Annotated in this window: 16 protein-coding genes; 11 read left to right on the top strand and 5 right to left on the bottom strand. The window is 45.7% G+C overall.

Going from position 1 to position 15,910, the window contains the following annotated elements:
* Positions 1-8: 8 nt before the first annotated feature.
* Genes C2755_RS04920 through C2755_RS04930 form a run of 3 tightly spaced genes read right to left on the bottom strand, consistent with a single transcriptional unit; the run spans position 9 to position 2,571 of the window.
* Positions 9-467 (bottom strand): RidA family protein, encoded by a 459-nt coding sequence (locus C2755_RS04920; RefSeq protein WP_215322105.1) that lies wholly within the window; start codon positions 465-467, stop codon positions 9-11.
* 34 nt (positions 468-501) lie between these two features.
* On the bottom strand, positions 502-1,677 hold the full coding sequence (locus C2755_RS04925) for a VWA domain-containing protein (RefSeq protein ID WP_215322110.1): 1,176 nt from the start codon (positions 1,675-1,677) through the stop codon (positions 502-504).
* A 24-nt stretch (positions 1,678-1,701) separates the two neighbouring features.
* On the bottom strand, positions 1,702-2,571 hold the full coding sequence (locus C2755_RS04930; RefSeq protein WP_215322113.1) for a MoxR family ATPase: 870 nt from the start codon (positions 2,569-2,571) through the stop codon (positions 1,702-1,704).
* A 163-nt stretch (positions 2,572-2,734) separates the two neighbouring features.
* Between C2755_RS04930 and C2755_RS04935 the strand changes: the two genes are divergently transcribed.
* Positions 2,735-3,100 (top strand): cytochrome c, encoded by a 366-nt coding sequence (locus tag C2755_RS04935; protein WP_215322115.1) that lies wholly within the window; start codon positions 2,735-2,737, stop codon positions 3,098-3,100.
* 31 nt (positions 3,101-3,131) lie between these two features.
* Positions 3,132-3,485: a cytochrome c gene (locus C2755_RS04940; protein WP_215322117.1), complete on the top strand. Its 354-nt coding sequence runs from the start codon at positions 3,132-3,134 to the stop codon at positions 3,483-3,485.
* Positions 3,486-3,555: 70 nt separating this feature from the next.
* On the opposite strand, the gene C2755_RS04945 is transcribed toward C2755_RS04940, so the two are convergent.
* Positions 3,556-4,194 (bottom strand): GntR family transcriptional regulator, encoded by a 639-nt coding sequence (locus tag C2755_RS04945; protein ID WP_215322119.1) that lies wholly within the window; start codon positions 4,192-4,194, stop codon positions 3,556-3,558.
* A 96-nt stretch (positions 4,195-4,290) separates the two neighbouring features.
* Here C2755_RS04945 and scpA point away from each other — a divergent pair, with 96 nt between their 5' ends.
* The 8 genes from scpA to C2755_RS04985 are packed head-to-tail and all read left to right on the top strand — an operon-like array spanning position 4,291 to position 13,370.
* Positions 4,291-6,465, top strand: coding sequence for a methylmalonyl-CoA mutase (gene scpA, locus C2755_RS04950; protein ID WP_215322120.1), 2,175 nt, complete (start codon positions 4,291-4,293; stop codon positions 6,463-6,465).
* A gap of 14 nt (positions 6,466-6,479) precedes the next feature.
* A complete protein-coding gene (gene meaB / locus C2755_RS04955) occupies positions 6,480-7,505 on the top strand; it encodes a methylmalonyl Co-A mutase-associated GTPase MeaB (protein WP_215322122.1) in 1,026 nt (341 codons plus the stop codon).
* A 10-nt stretch (positions 7,506-7,515) separates the two neighbouring features.
* A complete protein-coding gene (locus tag C2755_RS04960; RefSeq protein WP_072582555.1) occupies positions 7,516-9,048 on the top strand; it encodes an acyl-CoA carboxylase subunit beta in 1,533 nt (510 codons plus the stop codon).
* A 15-nt stretch (positions 9,049-9,063) separates the two neighbouring features.
* Positions 9,064-11,100 carry an acetyl-CoA carboxylase biotin carboxylase subunit gene (gene accC, locus C2755_RS04965; RefSeq protein ID WP_251368550.1) on the top strand — a complete coding sequence of 679 codons (2,037 nt, stop codon included), beginning with the start codon at positions 9,064-9,066 and terminating at the stop codon, positions 11,098-11,100.
* Between the two features lie 14 nt (positions 11,101-11,114).
* A complete protein-coding gene (locus tag C2755_RS04970) occupies positions 11,115-11,582 on the top strand; it encodes a VOC family protein (RefSeq protein ID WP_215322123.1) in 468 nt (155 codons plus the stop codon).
* Between the two features lie 32 nt (positions 11,583-11,614).
* A complete protein-coding gene (tsaB, locus tag C2755_RS04975) occupies positions 11,615-12,319 on the top strand; it encodes a tRNA (adenosine(37)-N6)-threonylcarbamoyltransferase complex dimerization subunit type 1 TsaB (RefSeq protein WP_215322125.1) in 705 nt (234 codons plus the stop codon).
* Positions 12,319-12,849: a ribosomal protein S18-alanine N-acetyltransferase gene (gene rimI / locus C2755_RS04980; protein ID WP_215322127.1), complete on the top strand. Its 531-nt coding sequence runs from the start codon at positions 12,319-12,321 to the stop codon at positions 12,847-12,849. Before tsaB ends, rimI begins: the two co-directional genes overlap by 1 nt.
* Entirely contained in the window at positions 12,846-13,370 is a 525-nt protein-coding gene (locus C2755_RS04985; protein WP_215322129.1) for a hypothetical protein, read from the top strand. The genes rimI and C2755_RS04985 overlap by 4 nt, the downstream gene beginning before the upstream one ends.
* Before the next feature lie 17 nt (positions 13,371-13,387).
* On the opposite strand, the gene lplT is transcribed toward C2755_RS04985, so the two are convergent.
* Complete coding sequence (lplT, locus tag C2755_RS04990; protein ID WP_215322131.1) at positions 13,388-14,707, bottom strand: lysophospholipid transporter LplT; 1,320 nt, start codon at positions 14,705-14,707, stop codon at positions 13,388-13,390.
* A gap of 50 nt (positions 14,708-14,757) precedes the next feature.
* Here lplT and alr point away from each other — a divergent pair, with 50 nt between their 5' ends.
* The gene (alr, locus tag C2755_RS04995; protein WP_371816839.1) at positions 14,758-15,873 is read left to right on the top strand and encodes an alanine racemase; all 1,116 of its coding nucleotides are present in this window, start codon (positions 14,758-14,760) and stop codon (positions 15,871-15,873) included.
* Positions 15,874-15,910 lie beyond the last annotated feature (37 nt).

The raw sequence follows: 15,910 nt of genomic DNA on the forward strand, positions 1-15,910 counted from the left end.
AAAACCAATTAAATCTCCGCAATGAGTTCAATTTCTACACAAGCACCAAGCGGGATTTGAGCGACACCAAAGGCGCTACGTGCATGTTTGCCAGCGTCGCCAAAAACTTCAAACAATAACTCTGAGCAGCCATTCACTACCAAATGTTGTTCTGTGTAGCTGTCAGTGGAGTTCACTAAGCCCATGACTTTAACGATGCGCTTTACTTTATCTAAAGAGCCTAAGTGGTTTTGTAATGTAGCAATCAAGTCGATCGCAATAGCGCGGGCAGCGGCTTTTCCAGTTTCTGTATCCATATCTTTACCGAGCTTACCGACCCAAGGCTTACCATCACGTTTGGCGATATGACCAGAAAGAAATACGGTATTACCAGTGGTGGCAGCCATGACATAGGCAGCAGCAGGAGGTCCTGGTGGCGGTAAATCGATGCCGAGGGTCTTAAGGCGTTCGTTAATGGTTGTGCTCATATGTGGTTTCTGTAATTAAATTGAAAAAGAAATCTTACTTGGAAAGTTGACGCATGGCACTTTCAAGGCCATTCAGAGTGACTGGGTACATACGATCTTTCATGAGGTTTTGCATGATGTCGATTGATTGACGGTATTGCCAGATGGATTCAGGCTCTGGATTGAGCCATGCAAAATGGGGGAAGTGATCAATCAGTCTATTAATCCAAACCGCCCCAGCTTCTTTGTTGTTGTACTCGACAGAACCGTTAGGGCTCAATATTTCATAGGGAGACATCGTCGCATCTCCAACAAAGATGAGCTTGTAGTCGGGCCCATATTTATTAATGATGTCTTGCGTTGCAGTCACTTGATCGCGTCTACGGCGATTGCTTTGCCATAAATTTTCATAAACGCAGTTATGAAAATAGTAATGCTCTAAGTGCTTAAATTCAGCTTTAGCGGCAGAAAACAACTCAGCAATGCGTTGAATATGATCATCCATCGAACCGCCGACATCCATCAGTAGCAAAACCTTGACCTGGTTATGTCGCTCGGGTCGCATTTGAATATCAAGCATGCCTGCATTGGCAGCTGTTGAATGAATGGTTTTATCTAAATCCAACTCTAAAGTAGATCCCTCGCGAGCAAAGCGACGCAAGCGCCGTAAAGCGACTTTTATATTGCGTGTACCTAATGCTAGATCGCTGTCGTAATCCTTAAATTCTCGAGCTTCCCAGACTTTGATGGCCGTTCTGTTGCCAGCACTCTCGCCACCAATACGGATGCCTTCGGGGTGATAGCCGCTGTGACCAAAGGGTGAAGAACCGCCTGCGCCAATCCATTTATTGCCACCGCCATGCCATTCTTTTTGCTCTTTTAAAAGCTCCTCAAGCCGCTTCTTTAAGGCATCCGGACCACCTAACTTCTGCAGCGCAGCTTTTTCTTCATCCGTTAGTACGTGTTGAAGTTTTTTCTCTAACCATTCCAGTGGAATATCTGGTGAGAGCGCAATGATTTGTTCAATCCCGTTGAAGTAGCTGCCAAATACTTGATCAAACCGATCAAAGTGTTGCTCATCCTTAACCAAGGTTAAGCGCGAGAACTGGTAAAACTCATCAATCGAGGGGTTAATAACGCCCGATTTCAAACCCTCCAAAAGAGTTAAAAACTCTCGCACTGAAACAGGCACCTTGGCCTCTTTCAGATTTAGAAAGAATTGAATCAACATGTCAGAAGTCTTCTGGCTAACAAGTTAGCGATGATTGCGATTCATCATGACCAAGCGCTCAAATAGATGAATATCTTGTTCATTCTTAAGTAGAGCCCCGTGCAAAGGCGGTACGACAATCTTTTCATCGCTGCTGTGCAGCGCTTCAGGCTGAATATCTTCCGCCAATAAGAGCTTTAGCCAGTCTATTAACTCGGATGTAGAGGGCTTCTTTTTTAAGCCCGGCAACGAGCGTATCTGGTAGAAGGCCTTGAGGGCAGCATCCAAAAGATCCTGTTTGATATTGGGGTGGTGCACATCCACGATGCTTTGCATCGTATTGGCATCCGGGAAGGTGATGTAATGAAAGAAGCAACGACGTAAGAAGGCGTCGGGTAATTCCTTTTCATTATTTGACGTAATGATGACAAGCGGGCGATGTTTTGCTTTAATCAATTCACGAGTTTCATAGACATAAAACTCCATACGATCAATTTCGCGCAATAAGTCATTCGGAAACTCAATATCTGCTTTATCGATTTCATCGATTAGTAATACAGTCGGCTCATCTGCTTCAAAAGCTTGCCAAAGAACACCTTTAACAATGTAGTTCCGAATATCGTTTACTTTTTCATCGCCTAATTGGGAGTCTCGCAAACGGCTTACGGCATCGTACTCATATAGACCCTGCTGAGCCTTTGTGGTTGATTTGATATGCCATTGCAACAGCGGCATATTGAGGGCAGCAGCTACTTCTTCAGCGAGCATGGTTTTGCCAGTACCGGGCTCACCTTTAATGAGAAGGGGGCGCTGCAGAGCAATGGCCGCATTGACTGCCAATTTCAGATCATCAGTGGCTACATAGCTTTGGCTACCAGCAAAGCGATTTGGGGAGTGCGAGGTGGATTTACTCATGGACATACCTAAATAAAGACTGGATCAAGCGTTCAAGTATAGGTAAATAAGGGGAATTTTTCAGTGTTTCTACTGATTTTGGCCTCTGAAATGACGGGAAAGGCATCTGTCCGCTATACTCTTCCCAAATTGATCTAAATCAAACTCATTAATACTGATTTCTATGAAAAAACTCTCATTTCTTCCTCATTTGGCCGTTGCTGCAACTTTAGCTTTTGCAGGTTCAGTTGCTCAGGCTGATGAAGTTAAAGGTAATGCCGCCGCTGGTAATGCTAAGGTTTGGCTTTGCGTTGGTTGTCACTCTATCCCTGATTACCGCGCTGATTACCCATTGGTATACAAAGTGCCTATGTTGGGCGGTCAAAATGGCGCCTATATTGCTACTGCTTTGTCAGAGTACAAAAAGGGTGAGCGCAAGCATCCAACGATGCGCGCTATCGCTGCCAGTTTGTCTGACCAGGATATGGCCGATATTGGCGAATACTATGCTGCGCAAACTGCCAGCACACCGAACAACCCATTGAAGTGATTCATTGATAAAGATACATAGAGATACTTTTATGAAATTTGCACTAATTACAGCAGTTTTGCTCTCCAGCATTGGTTTGGTAAACGTAGCAAATGCTGCTAACGTAGATAAAGGTCAGGCTTTGGTAGAGAAGGCTAATTGCGCTTCTTGCCATGGTGCTGGACTCAATGCCCCAATCTTGCCGGTTTATCCAAAGTTAGCTGGCCAGTATTCTGACTATTTGTATTACGCCTTGAAAGCTTACAAAGTAGGCAACGGCAATCCTCAGTATGGTCGTAATAACGCCATCATGGGCTCACAAGTTCAGGCCTTTAGCGATGCTGATATGCAAGATATCGCTGCTTATGTTTCCAGTTTGCCAGGAAATTTTGTTATTAAAAAGTAAACCTTGCTAGCTCAGGCTACTTAGATTAAAGGCTTAGAATATCTTTCTAAGCCTTTATTTTTTATAGGTTTTATCTTAACGCTTCCAGCCCTTGGGCAAGGTGTTTGCGCATCACCGCTTCAGCAGCATGCTCATCTCGCTTGAGAAGTGCTCGAAGGATTTCTCGGTGTTCAACTAAAGAGTTTTGTAGTCTACCGGTGCTAGTTAATGAGTCCCTACGATGTAATTTAAGTACTTTACGTAGATCAGCAATGACACCATTCATCCATTTATTGCCTGCAATTTCTTGTATTAGCTCATGAAACTTGCCATTTATCTCAAAAAACTGCTCAATATCACGGTCAGCAGCTGCTTTCTCTAGGCGGTGATGCAGGTGGTCCAGCATATTTAGCTCTGCTTCAGTCGCTTTAATCGCTGTCTCCTTAGCTGCTTGACCCTCTAAAAGGGAGAGAATCGTGAAGATTTGTTCTAGATCTTTTCTGGCTACCTCAGTCACATAGGCGCCACGACGCATCTTGATGGTAACCAGACCTTCAGAGGCTAAAACCTTGATTGCTTCGCGCATTGGGGTGCGACTAATCCCAAACTGATCTGCGAGAGATTGCTCATCAAGCCAGCTTCCAGGGGCCAATTGTTTGCTAAATATTTGCTCCCGCAGGCGGTCAGCAACATCCTCATATAAGGGCCTATTATTCAGTTTTGTATTCATAATTATGAATACATGATAGCTAGACAAATGACAAATAGTCAAGCAGAATGTAAGGATATTTCGATGCAATGCAGCAAAAATTAACCGGGAGTTTTTGTGAGTTCTAAAGAAAACAATTCATGGCCATCATTTCCAGACGCCAATCTAGAGGCCTGGAAAAAGTCAGCGCAAAAATCGGCACCTAATGGTGATGTTGATTCCTTGGGCTGGAAAACTCCGGATGGGATTCATTTAAAAGCCTTATACACATCATCTGATGTAGAAGGTCTTAATTACACCGATACATTGCCTGGATTTGAACCATTTGTACGTGGCCCTCAAGCAACGATGTACTCGGTTCGTCCTTGGACCATTCGTCAGTACGCTGGTTTTTCAACTGCAGAAGAATCCAATGCGTTTTATCGCAAGGCGCTTGATGCAGGTGGTCAAGGCGTATCCGTTGCTTTTGACTTAGCCACTCATCGCGGCTACGACTCCGATCATCCACGCGTTACCGGTGACGTTGGTAAGGCCGGTGTTGCCATTGACTCTGTTGAAGATATGAAAATCTTGTTCGATGGCATTCCATTGGACAAGGTATCTGTTTCGATGACGATGAACGGTGCTGTATTGCCGGTACTGGCTGGTTACATTGTGGCTGGTGAAGAGCAGGGCGTAAAACAGGAGCAGCTATCAGGAACTATTCAGAATGACATTCTGAAAGAGTTCATGGTGCGCAACACCTACATCTATCCACCAGAGCCTTCGATTCGTATTATTGGCGACATTATTGAGTACACCGCTAAGCACATGCCGAAGTTCAACTCGATTTCTATTTCGGGTTATCACATGCAAGAAGCTGGCGCTAATCAAGTTTTGGAATTGGCATTCACCTTGGCTGATGGTAAAGAGTATGTAAAAACAGCGCTTGCTAAAGGTTTGGATGTTGACGGCTTTGCAGGTCGCCTCTCATTTTTCTTTGCTATCGGTATGAACTTCTACCTTGAAGTTGCCAAATTACGTGCTGCCCGTTTGTTATGGTGGCGCATTATGAAATCATTCGAGCCAAAGAACCCTAAATCATTGATGTTGCGTACGCACTGTCAAACATCAGGCTGGTCCTTGACTGAGCAAGACCCATATAACAACGTGGTGAGAACAACTGTTGAAGCTATGGCTGCGGTATTTGGTGGCACGCAATCTTTACACACCAACTCATTGGATGAGGCGATTGCCTTGCCTTCTGAGTTCTCCAGTCGTATTGCGCGTAACACGCAGTTGATTCTGCAAGAGGAGACGCATATTCCTAGCGTGATCGATCCCTGGGCAGGCTCCTACATGATGGAAAACCTCACTCAAGAAATGGCTGACAAAGCCTGGGAAATTATTCAAGAAGTAGAGGCCATGGGTGGCATGACCAAGGCGGTTGAAAGTGGTTGGGCCAAGCTCAAAATTGAAGCTGCTGCTGCAGAAAAACAGGCCAAGATAGATTCGGGCTCTGATGTCATTGTGGGTGTGAACAAATACAAGCTTGGCAAAGAAGATCTTGTTGATGTATTAATGATCGATAACGATAAGGTCCGTGAAGGTCAGGTTGCACGCCTTAAGGATATTAAGGCTAAGCGTGACTCCAAAAAAGTAGAGGCTGCGTTAGAAGCGTTGACTAAGGCTGCTGAGGATAACTCTGGAAACTTATTGGAGTTATCTGTTAATGCAATTCGTTTACGAGCAACTGTTGGTGAAGTATCTGATGCATTAGAAAAAGTTTACGGGCGCCATCGCGCCGATACTCAAAAGGTGACCGGTGTGTATGCAGCTGCTTATGACTCAGCCGAAGGCTGGGCAAAACTCCAAACTGAAATTGCTGATTTTGCAAAAGACTTTGGTCGTCGCCCTCGCGTGATGATCGCAAAGCTGGGGCAAGATGGCCATGACCGTGGTGCAAAAGTGGTTGCTACAGCCTATGCTGACTTGGGTTTTGACGTGGATATCGGGCCTTTATTTCAAACTCCAGAAGAATGTGCGCGCCAAGCGATCGAGAATGATGTACATGCCTTGGGGGTTTCTACATTGGCTGCTGGCCATAAAACATTAGTGCCAGCCATCATTGCCGAATTAAAAAGACAGGGTTCAGACGACATCATCGTATTCGTTGGTGGTGTGATTCCAAGGCAAGATTACGAGTTCCTCTACGAGGCAGGTGTAAAGGGCATTTACGGTCCAGGCACTCCAATTCCGGCTTCGGCCAAGGATGTGCTCGAGCAAATCCGCAAGTCTGTTAAACCAGCTTAGTACGGGCCATAGGCATGCTCGAAGCCGCTGATCAAGCCCTGGTGAATGATCTCACTGGTGCGCCATCGCTAAAACAGCGACGCGCATTAGCGAAGATCATTACGCTGCTTGAGTCAACACGACTGGATCATCGTCATCGCGCTGATGAGGTGTTGAATTCTTTGTTGCCAAAAACAGGTAATTCATTTCGTCTGGGAATTTCAGGTGTTCCAGGAGTTGGTAAGTCGACCTTGATTGAGACTTTAGGCCTTTACCTCATTGATAAAGGTCATCGAGTCGCTGTATTGGCGATCGATCCTTCATCTAGCATCTCTGGTGGTTCTATTTTGGGTGATAAGACCCGTATGGAGCGTCTATCCGTTCTGGAGCACGCCTTTATCCGTCCAAGTCCATCGTCTTGTACGCTGGGTGGTGTTGCAGAGAAGACGCGTGAAGCTATGTTGGTTGCTGAAGCGGCAGGTTTTGATGTGATTATCGTTGAAACAGTCGGCGTAGGTCAGAGTGAGATTGCCGTTGCGGGTATGACAGACATGTTCTTATTAATGCAACTCCCCAATGCTGGCGATGATCTGCAGGCAATTAAAAAAGGCGTAATGGAAATTGCCGATCTGATCGTCATCAATAAAGTAGACATCGATCCTGATGCCGCAATGCGTGCTCAATTATTTATCACCAGTTCGTTACGACTACTGGGTTTCCAAGGAAATCCAGATCATGTATCCCATAACAAAGAGTTTTGGCACCCACAAGTCATGACCTTAAGTGCTTTAGAAGGTAACGGCGTTCCGGAGTTATGGGAAAAAGTTTCTCATTTTGAATTCCTGCAAAAGGCCAATGGGAAATTTGACTCCCGGCGCAAAGAACAATCAGGCGCATGGATGTGGGATCGCATCGATGCAGGATTAAAAAACGCATTTCGTAGTAATGAAGCCGTTCAAGCGCTTCTACCAAGCTTGGCAGCACAGGTAAACCAAGGAACTATGGCAGCTTCAGTGGCGGCAAGACGGCTACTGGAAGCCATGGGGCATGAATTTTTCTAAGGAGCAAGAAATGAAGGAAATCATTCAACAACTCGAAGCTAAGCGTGAGCTTGCTCGATTGGGTGGCGGGCAAAAGCGCATCCAGGCTCAACATGCGAAGGGCAAATTAACCGCTCGTGAGCGCATTGAGCTTTTGCTTGATGCAGGCACATTCGAAGAGTGGGATATGTTTGTTGAACACCGTTGTCATGATTTTGGCATGGCTGATCAAACCGTTCCTGGTGATGGGGTCGTAACTGGTTACGGAATGATTAATGGTCGCCTCGTATTTGTGTTCTCACAGGACTTCACCGTTTTAGGTGGTTCCTTATCTGAAGCTCATGCGGAAAAGATTTGTAAAATCATGGATCAAGCGCTCAAGGTGGGCGCTCCTGTAATCGGTCTGAATGACTCTGGCGGTGCGCGTATTCAAGAGGGTGTTGCATCTCTTGGTGGTTATGCAGAGATTTTCCAACGTAATGTGACCGCATCTGGCGTGATCCCCCAAATTTCCTTGATCATGGGGCCTTCAGCTGGTGGCGCTGTGTACTCTCCAGCCTTGACCGACTTTATCTTCATGGTCAAAGACAGCTCTTACATGTTTGTAACGGGCCCTGAAGTAGTGAAGACCGTTACTCATGAAGATGTTACTGCCGAAGAATTAGGTGGTGCAGTGACTCACTCAACAGTATCTGGTGTTTGCGATTTGGCTTTCGATAACGATGTTGACGCGATCATGATGCTGCGTCGTTTCTTTAATTACCTGCCCTTATCCAATCGTGAGAAACCACCTTTGATCAAAGGTGCGAACCGTACAGAAGAGCCTGATTTTTCACTAGATACCTTAGTGCCATCCAATCCAAATCAACCTTACGATATGAAAGAGTTGATTGAAAAGATCGTTGATGATGGCGAGTTTTTTGAATTGCAACCTGATTACGCAAAAAACATCGTGATTGGCTTTGCTCGTATCGAAGGCCGTTCGATTGGTATTGTTGCCAATCAACCACTGATTCTGGCTGGTTGTTTGGATATTAAGGCATCCATCAAGGCTGCACGTTTCGTACGCTTCTGTGATGCATTCAATATTCCTGTAGTGACCTTAGTCGACGTTCCTGGATTTATGCCTGGCACTGCACAAGAATACGGCGGCATTATTAAGCATGGTGCGAAATTGCTCTATGCCTACGCAGATTGCACCGTACCTAAGGTGACTTTAATTACTCGTAAAGCTTATGGTGGCGCCTATGACGTGATGGCTTCTAAGCATTTACGTGGTGACGTCAACTTTGCCTGGCCTTCAGCAGAAATTGCCGTGATGGGCCCTAAGGGCGCTGTTGAGATTATTTTCCGTGAAGAGAAATCAGATCCAGAAAAAATCACTGCACGTGAGGCTGAGTACAAGTCGAAGTTTGCCAACCCTTTTGTGGCAGGTCGTCGCGGCTACATCGATGATGTCATTCTCCCGCATGAGACCCGTAAACGGATTGCTCGTTCACTAGCGATGCTCAAAGATAAAGACTTGAAGAATCCTGCGCGTAAACACGGCAATATTCCTCTGTAAAGGCGCTGATAAATTATGACTACGAAAATGTTTAAGAAAATACTGATTGCTAACCGCGGCGAGATTGCTTGCCGTGTGATGATGACCGCTAAAAAAATGGGCATCAAGACTGTTGCTGTTTATTCTGAGGCAGATAAAGAGGCGCGTCACGTACAACTGGCAGATGAGGCTGTTTGCATTGGACCGGCACCTTCGCGTGAATCTTACTTAGTAATGGACCGCATTATCCAAGCCTGCAAAGATACCGGCGCTGAAGCGGTGCATCCTGGCTACGGCTTCTTATCTGAGAACGAGCAGTTTGCTAAGCGTTGCGAGGAAGAGGGCATTGTCTTTATTGGCCCTAAGCATCAATCCATCGCTGCTATGGGTGACAAGATCGCATCTAAGAAGCTTGCTTTAGAAGCCAAGGTAAATACTATTCCTGGTTATAACGAGGCGATTGACACCACTGAAGAAGCGGTCAAAATTGCTCAAGGTATTGGCTATCCCGTCATGATTAAAGCTTCGGCAGGCGGTGGTGGTAAGGGTTTGCGAGTTGCATTTAATGACAAAGAAGCTGCTGAGGGTTTTGCAGCCTGCAAAACAGAAGCGATGAACAGCTTCGGTGACGATCGTATTTTTATCGAGAAGTTTGTAGAGGGTCCGCGTCATATTGAGATTCAGGTTTTAGGTGACTCCTTTGGCAATGTGGTTTATCTCAATGAGCGCGATTGCTCTATTCAGCGCCGTCATCAAAAGGTGATTGAAGAGGCGCCTTCACCCTTTATTGATCCAGTGACTCGTAAAGCTATGGGCGAACAAGCGGTTGCATTAGCTAAGGCCGTGAACTACCAGTCCGCCGGTACCGTTGAGTTCGTTGTAGGAAAAGATAAGTCTTTCTACTTCCTGGAAATGAATACCCGTTTGCAGGTTGAGCATCCAGTGACCGAAAGTATTACCGGCCTTGACTTGGTCGAGCAGATGATTCGTGTTGCTGCAGGCGAGAAGTTGGAATTCAAGCAAGAAGATGTGAAGTTAGATGGATGGTCGATGGAGTGTCGAATTAATGCTGATGATCCATTCCGCAATTTCCTTCCGTCAACTGGCCGCTTAGTGAAGTATCGTCCACCAGAATCTGTTAATGGAGTGCGTGTAGATACCGGTGTGTATGAGGGCGGTGAAATCCCAATGTATTACGATTCAATGATTGCTAAATTGATTGTTCACGGCAAGGATCGTACAGAAGCAATTGAAAAGATGCGCGCAGCATTAAATGATTTCGTGATTCGCGGCATTCATTCCAATATTCCATTTCAGGCGGCCTTATTGCAACACCCTCGCTTTGTAAATGGCGACTTTACAACTGGCTTTATCGCTGAAGAATATCCAGAGGGCTTTAAAAAGGATTCTGTACAGCCCGCTGATCCTAAGCGTTTGGCAGCATTAGCTGCGTTTATGCGCTATCGCTATCTTGAGCATATTAAGATGATTGATGGGCAATTAGCTGGCCATGAAATGATCATTGCAAAGAAATTCGTAGTGGTTACTGGTAAAAAAACCGGCTCCATGAATGATCCGTATGAAGTGCCTATTCGCGTTGAATTGAAAGACGGCATCTATTCTGTATACATCGATGATGCTGATGGTGTGAGCCGTTATGACATTGTGAGTGACTGGCGTCCTGGGCAGATTTGTCTGCACGCAACCATTAACGGTACACATAAGATTACTGCACAAGTAGAGCGTCGTGGCGTTAAGTATCTGTTAATTCTGGATGGCGCCCATTTCGAATGTATGGTTCTGAGCCCTTTGGGCGCAGAGTTACAACGTCGCATGCCTGTCAAGTTACCGCCAGATACTTCTAAATTAGTAATGTCTCCAATGCCAGGCCTATTAACGAAAATTGCTGTCAAGGCAGGTGAAGCGGTTACCGCAGGTCAGAAACTAGCCTCAATTGAAGCGATGAAGATGGAAAATACGCTATCCGCTATGCAAGATGGTGTGGTTGCTGAAATCTGCGCTAAAGAGGGTGATAGCTTGGCGGTGGATCAATTAATTATTCGCTTTGAGTAACCAGGTTAATGACTATGAGCACTAAGCCATTTAAGATTTTAGGTATTCAGCAAATCGCAATAGGCGGCGAAAATAAAGATCGACTCAAGAAGTTGTGGGTTGATATGCTCGGATTTGAATACAAAAGTACTTTTGTCTCTGAGCGTGAAAACGTAGATGAAGATATTTGTGCGATTGGATCAGGTGCCTATGAGATAGAGGTTGATCTGATGCAGCCATTTGACATCGAAAAGAAACCAGCTGTACATCAGACACCCCTGAACCATATTGGTTTGTGGGTGGATGACCTCCCTAAAGCGGTTGAGTGGCTCTCAGCCAATGGCCTGCGCTTTGCTCCAGGGGGCATCCGCAAGGGTGCTGCAGGCTATGACATTACTTTTGTGCACCCCAAGGGGAATGACGAGTTCCCGATTAGCGGTGAAGGGGTGCTCATTGAGCTGGTTCAAGCGCCTCCTGAGGTGATTGCAGGATTAAGTTCATAATTTGGTTTTGTAATTAGCAAACAGGATTCAAATTGGCAAATATATTGGCCATCGACACCTCTTCAGCGTGGTGTTCGGTGGCTTTATCTTTAGGTGATAAAGCACCAGAGTTCAGGCATGAAGCTGTTTCAGCTGGTGCCAGCCAACTTCTATTGCCCTGGGTTGAGTCGCTGCTAGCTAATGCAAAACTGTCTTTAAAAGATCTTGATGCTATTGCTGTTGGTATTGGTCCCGGCGCATTCACGGGGGTTAGATTGGGTGTGGCTGCAGTTCAAGGCCTGGCAATTTCAAATAATCTTCCGGTCATATCCGTATGTAGCTTAGATGCAATAGCCGCGCAAATTACCAGCGCCGAGATTTATAAAAAGACCAAGCCTCAACGCTTCATGATAGCCATTGATGCACGCATGGAAGAAATTTATTGGGCGAACTATGAGTCTCAAGCTACTCAATTACCAAAACGCGTGAGTGATATTCACCTCACAAAGCCTGAAGTGCTTAACTTTGATGGCTTGCAACTCATAGCTGGTAGCGCTTTAAATGCCTACAGCAATCGTATGCCCCTATTTGATGGTCCAAAGGATGTCGAGATCTCAATCTCTGCATTGGGTGTCTTAGAGTGCGCCAAACAATCGTTTAAAGAAGGGCTGCAGGAAGATGTTCGACTGCTTGAGCCAATGTATGTGCGAAATAAAGTGGCATTTACCACTGCAGAGCGTGAAGGGGGGATGAAATAATGTCTGATATTTCCCCGGCAGGAGGTATTGCAGAGCTCTCGTTCATGCCAATGCAAGTTGTAGACTTAGATGAAGTTCTCAAGATAGAGTCCGTCTCGCACATTCACCCTTGGACAAAAGGTAATTTTTCCGATTCTTTGGCTGCTGGACATTGGGCTTATTGCATTCGTCCGCAAGTAGACCAAATGGTGAAGGGTAGTTATTTGGATCCAGCAGTGCTTTGGGCTTACTGCATCCTTTTTCCCGCGGTAGATGAATTGCACCTTCTCAATATTACGGTCTCGCCTCATTTGCGCAAGCTTGGGCTAGGCCAAAGAATGATGGCTGCGATTGAGGGTGTAGCAGCCCAACAAAAAATGCCCCGAATTATCTTAGAGGTAAGGCCAAGCAATACCGCTGCAATAACGCTCTATCAAAAATTGGGTTACGAGCAAATTGGTGTGCGTAAGAATTACTATCCAGCCAACCTGGAGACTGGATCTCGAGAAGATGCGCTCGTTATGGCCAAATCGATTAAGCTAGAGCCATGACCAATACTCATTCAGCCTTCTTAAAAGAGATGGGCATCACCGAATGGACTTCTCGGGATGTCATACAGGAGACAGCCTCAGTAACCGAGCAGACTAACGCTCAAGCCTCTCCTGAGCTTGCACAGTCAACTCCAAGAGTTTGCTATGGAATGTGGTGGTTTTTTGGTAGTGAACCACAGGGGGATGCTCAAATCTTATTTCAAAATATGATTCGTGTTTTGGGACTGGCTAAAAATGAGTGGGCTTGGAAAAATCCAGGGCATAGTCTGAGTCAGTTGAGTGCCCCTGAGATGCCTGTTATAGCAATTGCCTTCGGTGGGCCTACTGCCCAAAAAATCACTGGTGAAAGAGATCCATTGCCGCAGTTGCGTGAAACAGTTTTAGCTTTAAATACTGGCAATGAAGAAGAGATTCCAGTAATTGCTTCATTTGAACTAAATCAAGTACTTGCAAAACCAAATGATAAGGCATTGCTCTGGCAGGATATGTTGTTAGCGAGATCTGTGCTGCAAAACAGTTGATCTAATCGTATGCAAGTCTATTGCTTGTGTTCGCCGATCAGATGCATGGAGTCATACTCCGCTTGATTTCTGGCGTGGCGTTTAATCACTAGCCACATTATTAGGCTAACAATCAAACCAAATCCGATAATCACAAATTGAACTGGTATATCCAGCCAGATCAGCAGAGAATAAATTAACAACATCACCAAAACAGAGATGTTCTCGTTAAAGTTCTGTACTGCAATGGAGTGGCCTGCAGACATCAGGACGTGACCACGATGCTGCAACAAGGCGTTCATTGGCACTACAAAGTAGCCCGCCAACCAACCTACTAGTATTAATAAAAAATAAGCAGGCAATAAGTTCAGAGATATCTGCAACTTGCCCATTGTAAGGATGCTTATATTGGGAAGCATATCTGAGTTATAGACTGCCATGACGCAGACCACTAGGCCCATAGCAATGCCATAGGGCAGTACCTTTAGGGATTTACGAAGTGGAATACGCCAAGCTGCATATACAGCACCACCGGCAACGCCTACAGCGGAAATGGCTTGCAAAATAGCCCCCTGGGATAGGTTCATATGCAAAGCCACCTGCGCCCACTTAATGACAATAAATTGCAGAGTTGCACCAGCACCCCAAAACAAGGTTGTTACTGCTAGGGAGATTTGACCTAAGCGATCATTCCAGAGTGTCTTAAAGCAAATGGCAAAGTCTTTGACCAATTCAATGGGATTGGTTTTCTGAGAAACATAACGTGCGCCAGTATCGGGAATCTTTAGGTTAATGAGTGCGGCAACGACATAAATCATCATGATGATCAGAATTGCGGACTCAGCCGGCGTATCAATGCCAGTATCAAATGTAGGCATGTCAAGGGCTAAAAGACTTTGAGATACGGTGCTACTAATGAGAACGCCACCTAAAACGGTGCCTAAAATGATTGAGCTTACCGTTAATCCCTCGATCCAACCATTAGCAGCAACTAATTTTTCAGGTGGCAGAAGTTCGGTCAGAATCCCATATTTAGCTGGTGAGTAAGCGGCGGCACCTAGGCCAACGATGGCGTAGGCCATTAAAGGATGGCTACCGAACAACATGGTCACGCAGCCAACAAACTTAATAGTATTGGTGATGAACATGACATTGCCCTTGGGGCGGGAGTCTGCAAAGGCACCTACAAAGGCTGCCAGAAGAACGTAGGACAATACAAAGAACAATTTGAGCAGCGGCGTCATCCAGGCCGGAGCTTGAAGCTGGGCCAAGAGCGCAATAGCGGCAATTAGGAGAGCATTATCGGCAAGCGACGAAAAAAATTGCGCCGCCATAATGATGTAAAAGCTACGGTTCATTCGTACAATCTAGTCATTACTGCAATTAAAGCATGAAAGGAGGGGTGAAAATGGGTGATTCAGCTAACGGCCTGATTAATAGACCAATTTTGGCATCTATTGATATTGCCGCCTTTCAGCATAATTTAAACCGAGTTCGGGAATTGGCGCCAGAATCCAAAATTTGGTCTGTTATTAAAGCCCGAGCCTATGGCCATTGTTTTGAAGCTGCGCTAAAGGGTCTGTCCTCTACCGATGGCTTTGCCTTGTTAGACATACAGGACGCCGCCTGGCTAAGGGAGCATGGCTGGCAGGGGCGCATCCTCCTTTTAGAAGGTTTATTTCATGAAAATGAGCTAAGCCGAGCGGAAGATTTAGCGTGTGACCTTGTGGTCCACTGTGATGCTCAAGTAGATTGGCTGGAGCGATTTAAAGGTAAAAACCATAAGCCTTTAAGTGTTTTTCTAAAGATGAATACCGGCATGAATCGCTTAGGATTTAAGCCCGAGGTTTATCGAACTGTTTTCCATCGCTTGCATGCTACTGGTTATCACATGCATCACATGACCCATTTTGCCAATGCGGATCAAGTGGATCAGTTACCTTCAGTTGGCGGTCAACAAGAGTTATTTAATGAAACGATTGCTGGTTTAGAAGGTGCAACATCGCTAGCAAACTCTGCAGCTATTTTGTGGCATCGCAACGCCTTAGGCGATTGGGTACGCCCAGGCATCATGCTCTACGGCGCATCACCAACAGGACTGCATGCTGATATTGAGCATGCCAACCTCAGGGCGGTCATGCAACTTCATAGTGAAATTATCGATATTCAAGATCTTCAAAAAGGTGATCGCATTGGTTATGGTGGTCGTTATGAAGCCCCTCATGCAATGCGTGTTGGCATTGTGGCTTGCGGCTATGCCGATGGTTATCCACGGCACGCAAAAGATGGCACTCCGGTTTGGGTTAGCAGCGGTGATCATGGCGTGACTTGCCCACTTGCTGGAAGAGTCTCTATGGATATGCTGGCGATTGATTTAAGCAATGCGCCAAATGCGGGCATCGGTAGCGTTGTTCAACTCTGGGGTGACAAAGTTCCAGTAGATGATGTGGCGCAAATGAGTGGAACCATTGGTTATGAGTTGCTTTGTGCCGTGGCGCCTAGGGTTCCTGTTGAGATCCAGTAGATAAAGAAAATGCCAAGCCGGTAAATAAAAAACCCTC

This window comes from Polynucleobacter sp. MWH-S4W17, assembly GCF_018687535.1.
Lineage (GTDB): Bacteria > Pseudomonadota > Gammaproteobacteria > Burkholderiales > Burkholderiaceae > Polynucleobacter.

What these genes read in the sequence shown, in the direction of transcription:
- C2755_RS04920 (WP_215322105.1), bottom strand. Translation starts at nt 467, where the DNA reads ATGAGCACAACCATTAACGAACGCCTTAAGACCCTCGGCATCGATTTA.
- C2755_RS04925 (WP_215322110.1), bottom strand. Translation starts at nt 1,677, where the DNA reads ATGTTGATTCAATTCTTTCTAAATCTGAAAGAGGCCAAGGTGCCTGTT.
- C2755_RS04930 (WP_215322113.1), bottom strand. Translation starts at nt 2,571, where the DNA reads ATGAGTAAATCCACCTCGCACTCCCCAAATCGCTTTGCTGGTAGCCAA.
- C2755_RS04935 (WP_215322115.1), top strand. Translation starts at nt 2,735, where the DNA reads ATGAAAAAACTCTCATTTCTTCCTCATTTGGCCGTTGCTGCAACTTTA.
- C2755_RS04940 (WP_215322117.1), top strand. Translation starts at nt 3,132, where the DNA reads ATGAAATTTGCACTAATTACAGCAGTTTTGCTCTCCAGCATTGGTTTG.
- C2755_RS04945 (WP_215322119.1), bottom strand. Translation starts at nt 4,194, where the DNA reads ATGAATACAAAACTGAATAATAGGCCCTTATATGAGGATGTTGCTGAC.
- meaB (WP_215322122.1), top strand. Translation starts at nt 6,480, where the DNA reads ATGCTCGAAGCCGCTGATCAAGCCCTGGTGAATGATCTCACTGGTGCG.
- C2755_RS04960 (WP_072582555.1), top strand. Translation starts at nt 7,516, where the DNA reads ATGAAGGAAATCATTCAACAACTCGAAGCTAAGCGTGAGCTTGCTCGA.
- accC (WP_251368550.1), top strand. Translation starts at nt 9,064, where the DNA reads ATGACTACGAAAATGTTTAAGAAAATACTGATTGCTAACCGCGGCGAG.
- C2755_RS04970 (WP_215322123.1), top strand. Translation starts at nt 11,115, where the DNA reads ATGAGCACTAAGCCATTTAAGATTTTAGGTATTCAGCAAATCGCAATA.
- rimI (WP_215322127.1), top strand. Translation starts at nt 12,319, where the DNA reads ATGTCTGATATTTCCCCGGCAGGAGGTATTGCAGAGCTCTCGTTCATG.
- C2755_RS04985 (WP_215322129.1), top strand. Translation starts at nt 12,846, where the DNA reads ATGACCAATACTCATTCAGCCTTCTTAAAAGAGATGGGCATCACCGAA.
- lplT (WP_215322131.1), bottom strand. Translation starts at nt 14,707, where the DNA reads ATGAACCGTAGCTTTTACATCATTATGGCGGCGCAATTTTTTTCGTCG.
- alr (WP_371816839.1), top strand. Translation starts at nt 14,758, where the DNA reads ATGGGTGATTCAGCTAACGGCCTGATTAATAGACCAATTTTGGCATCT.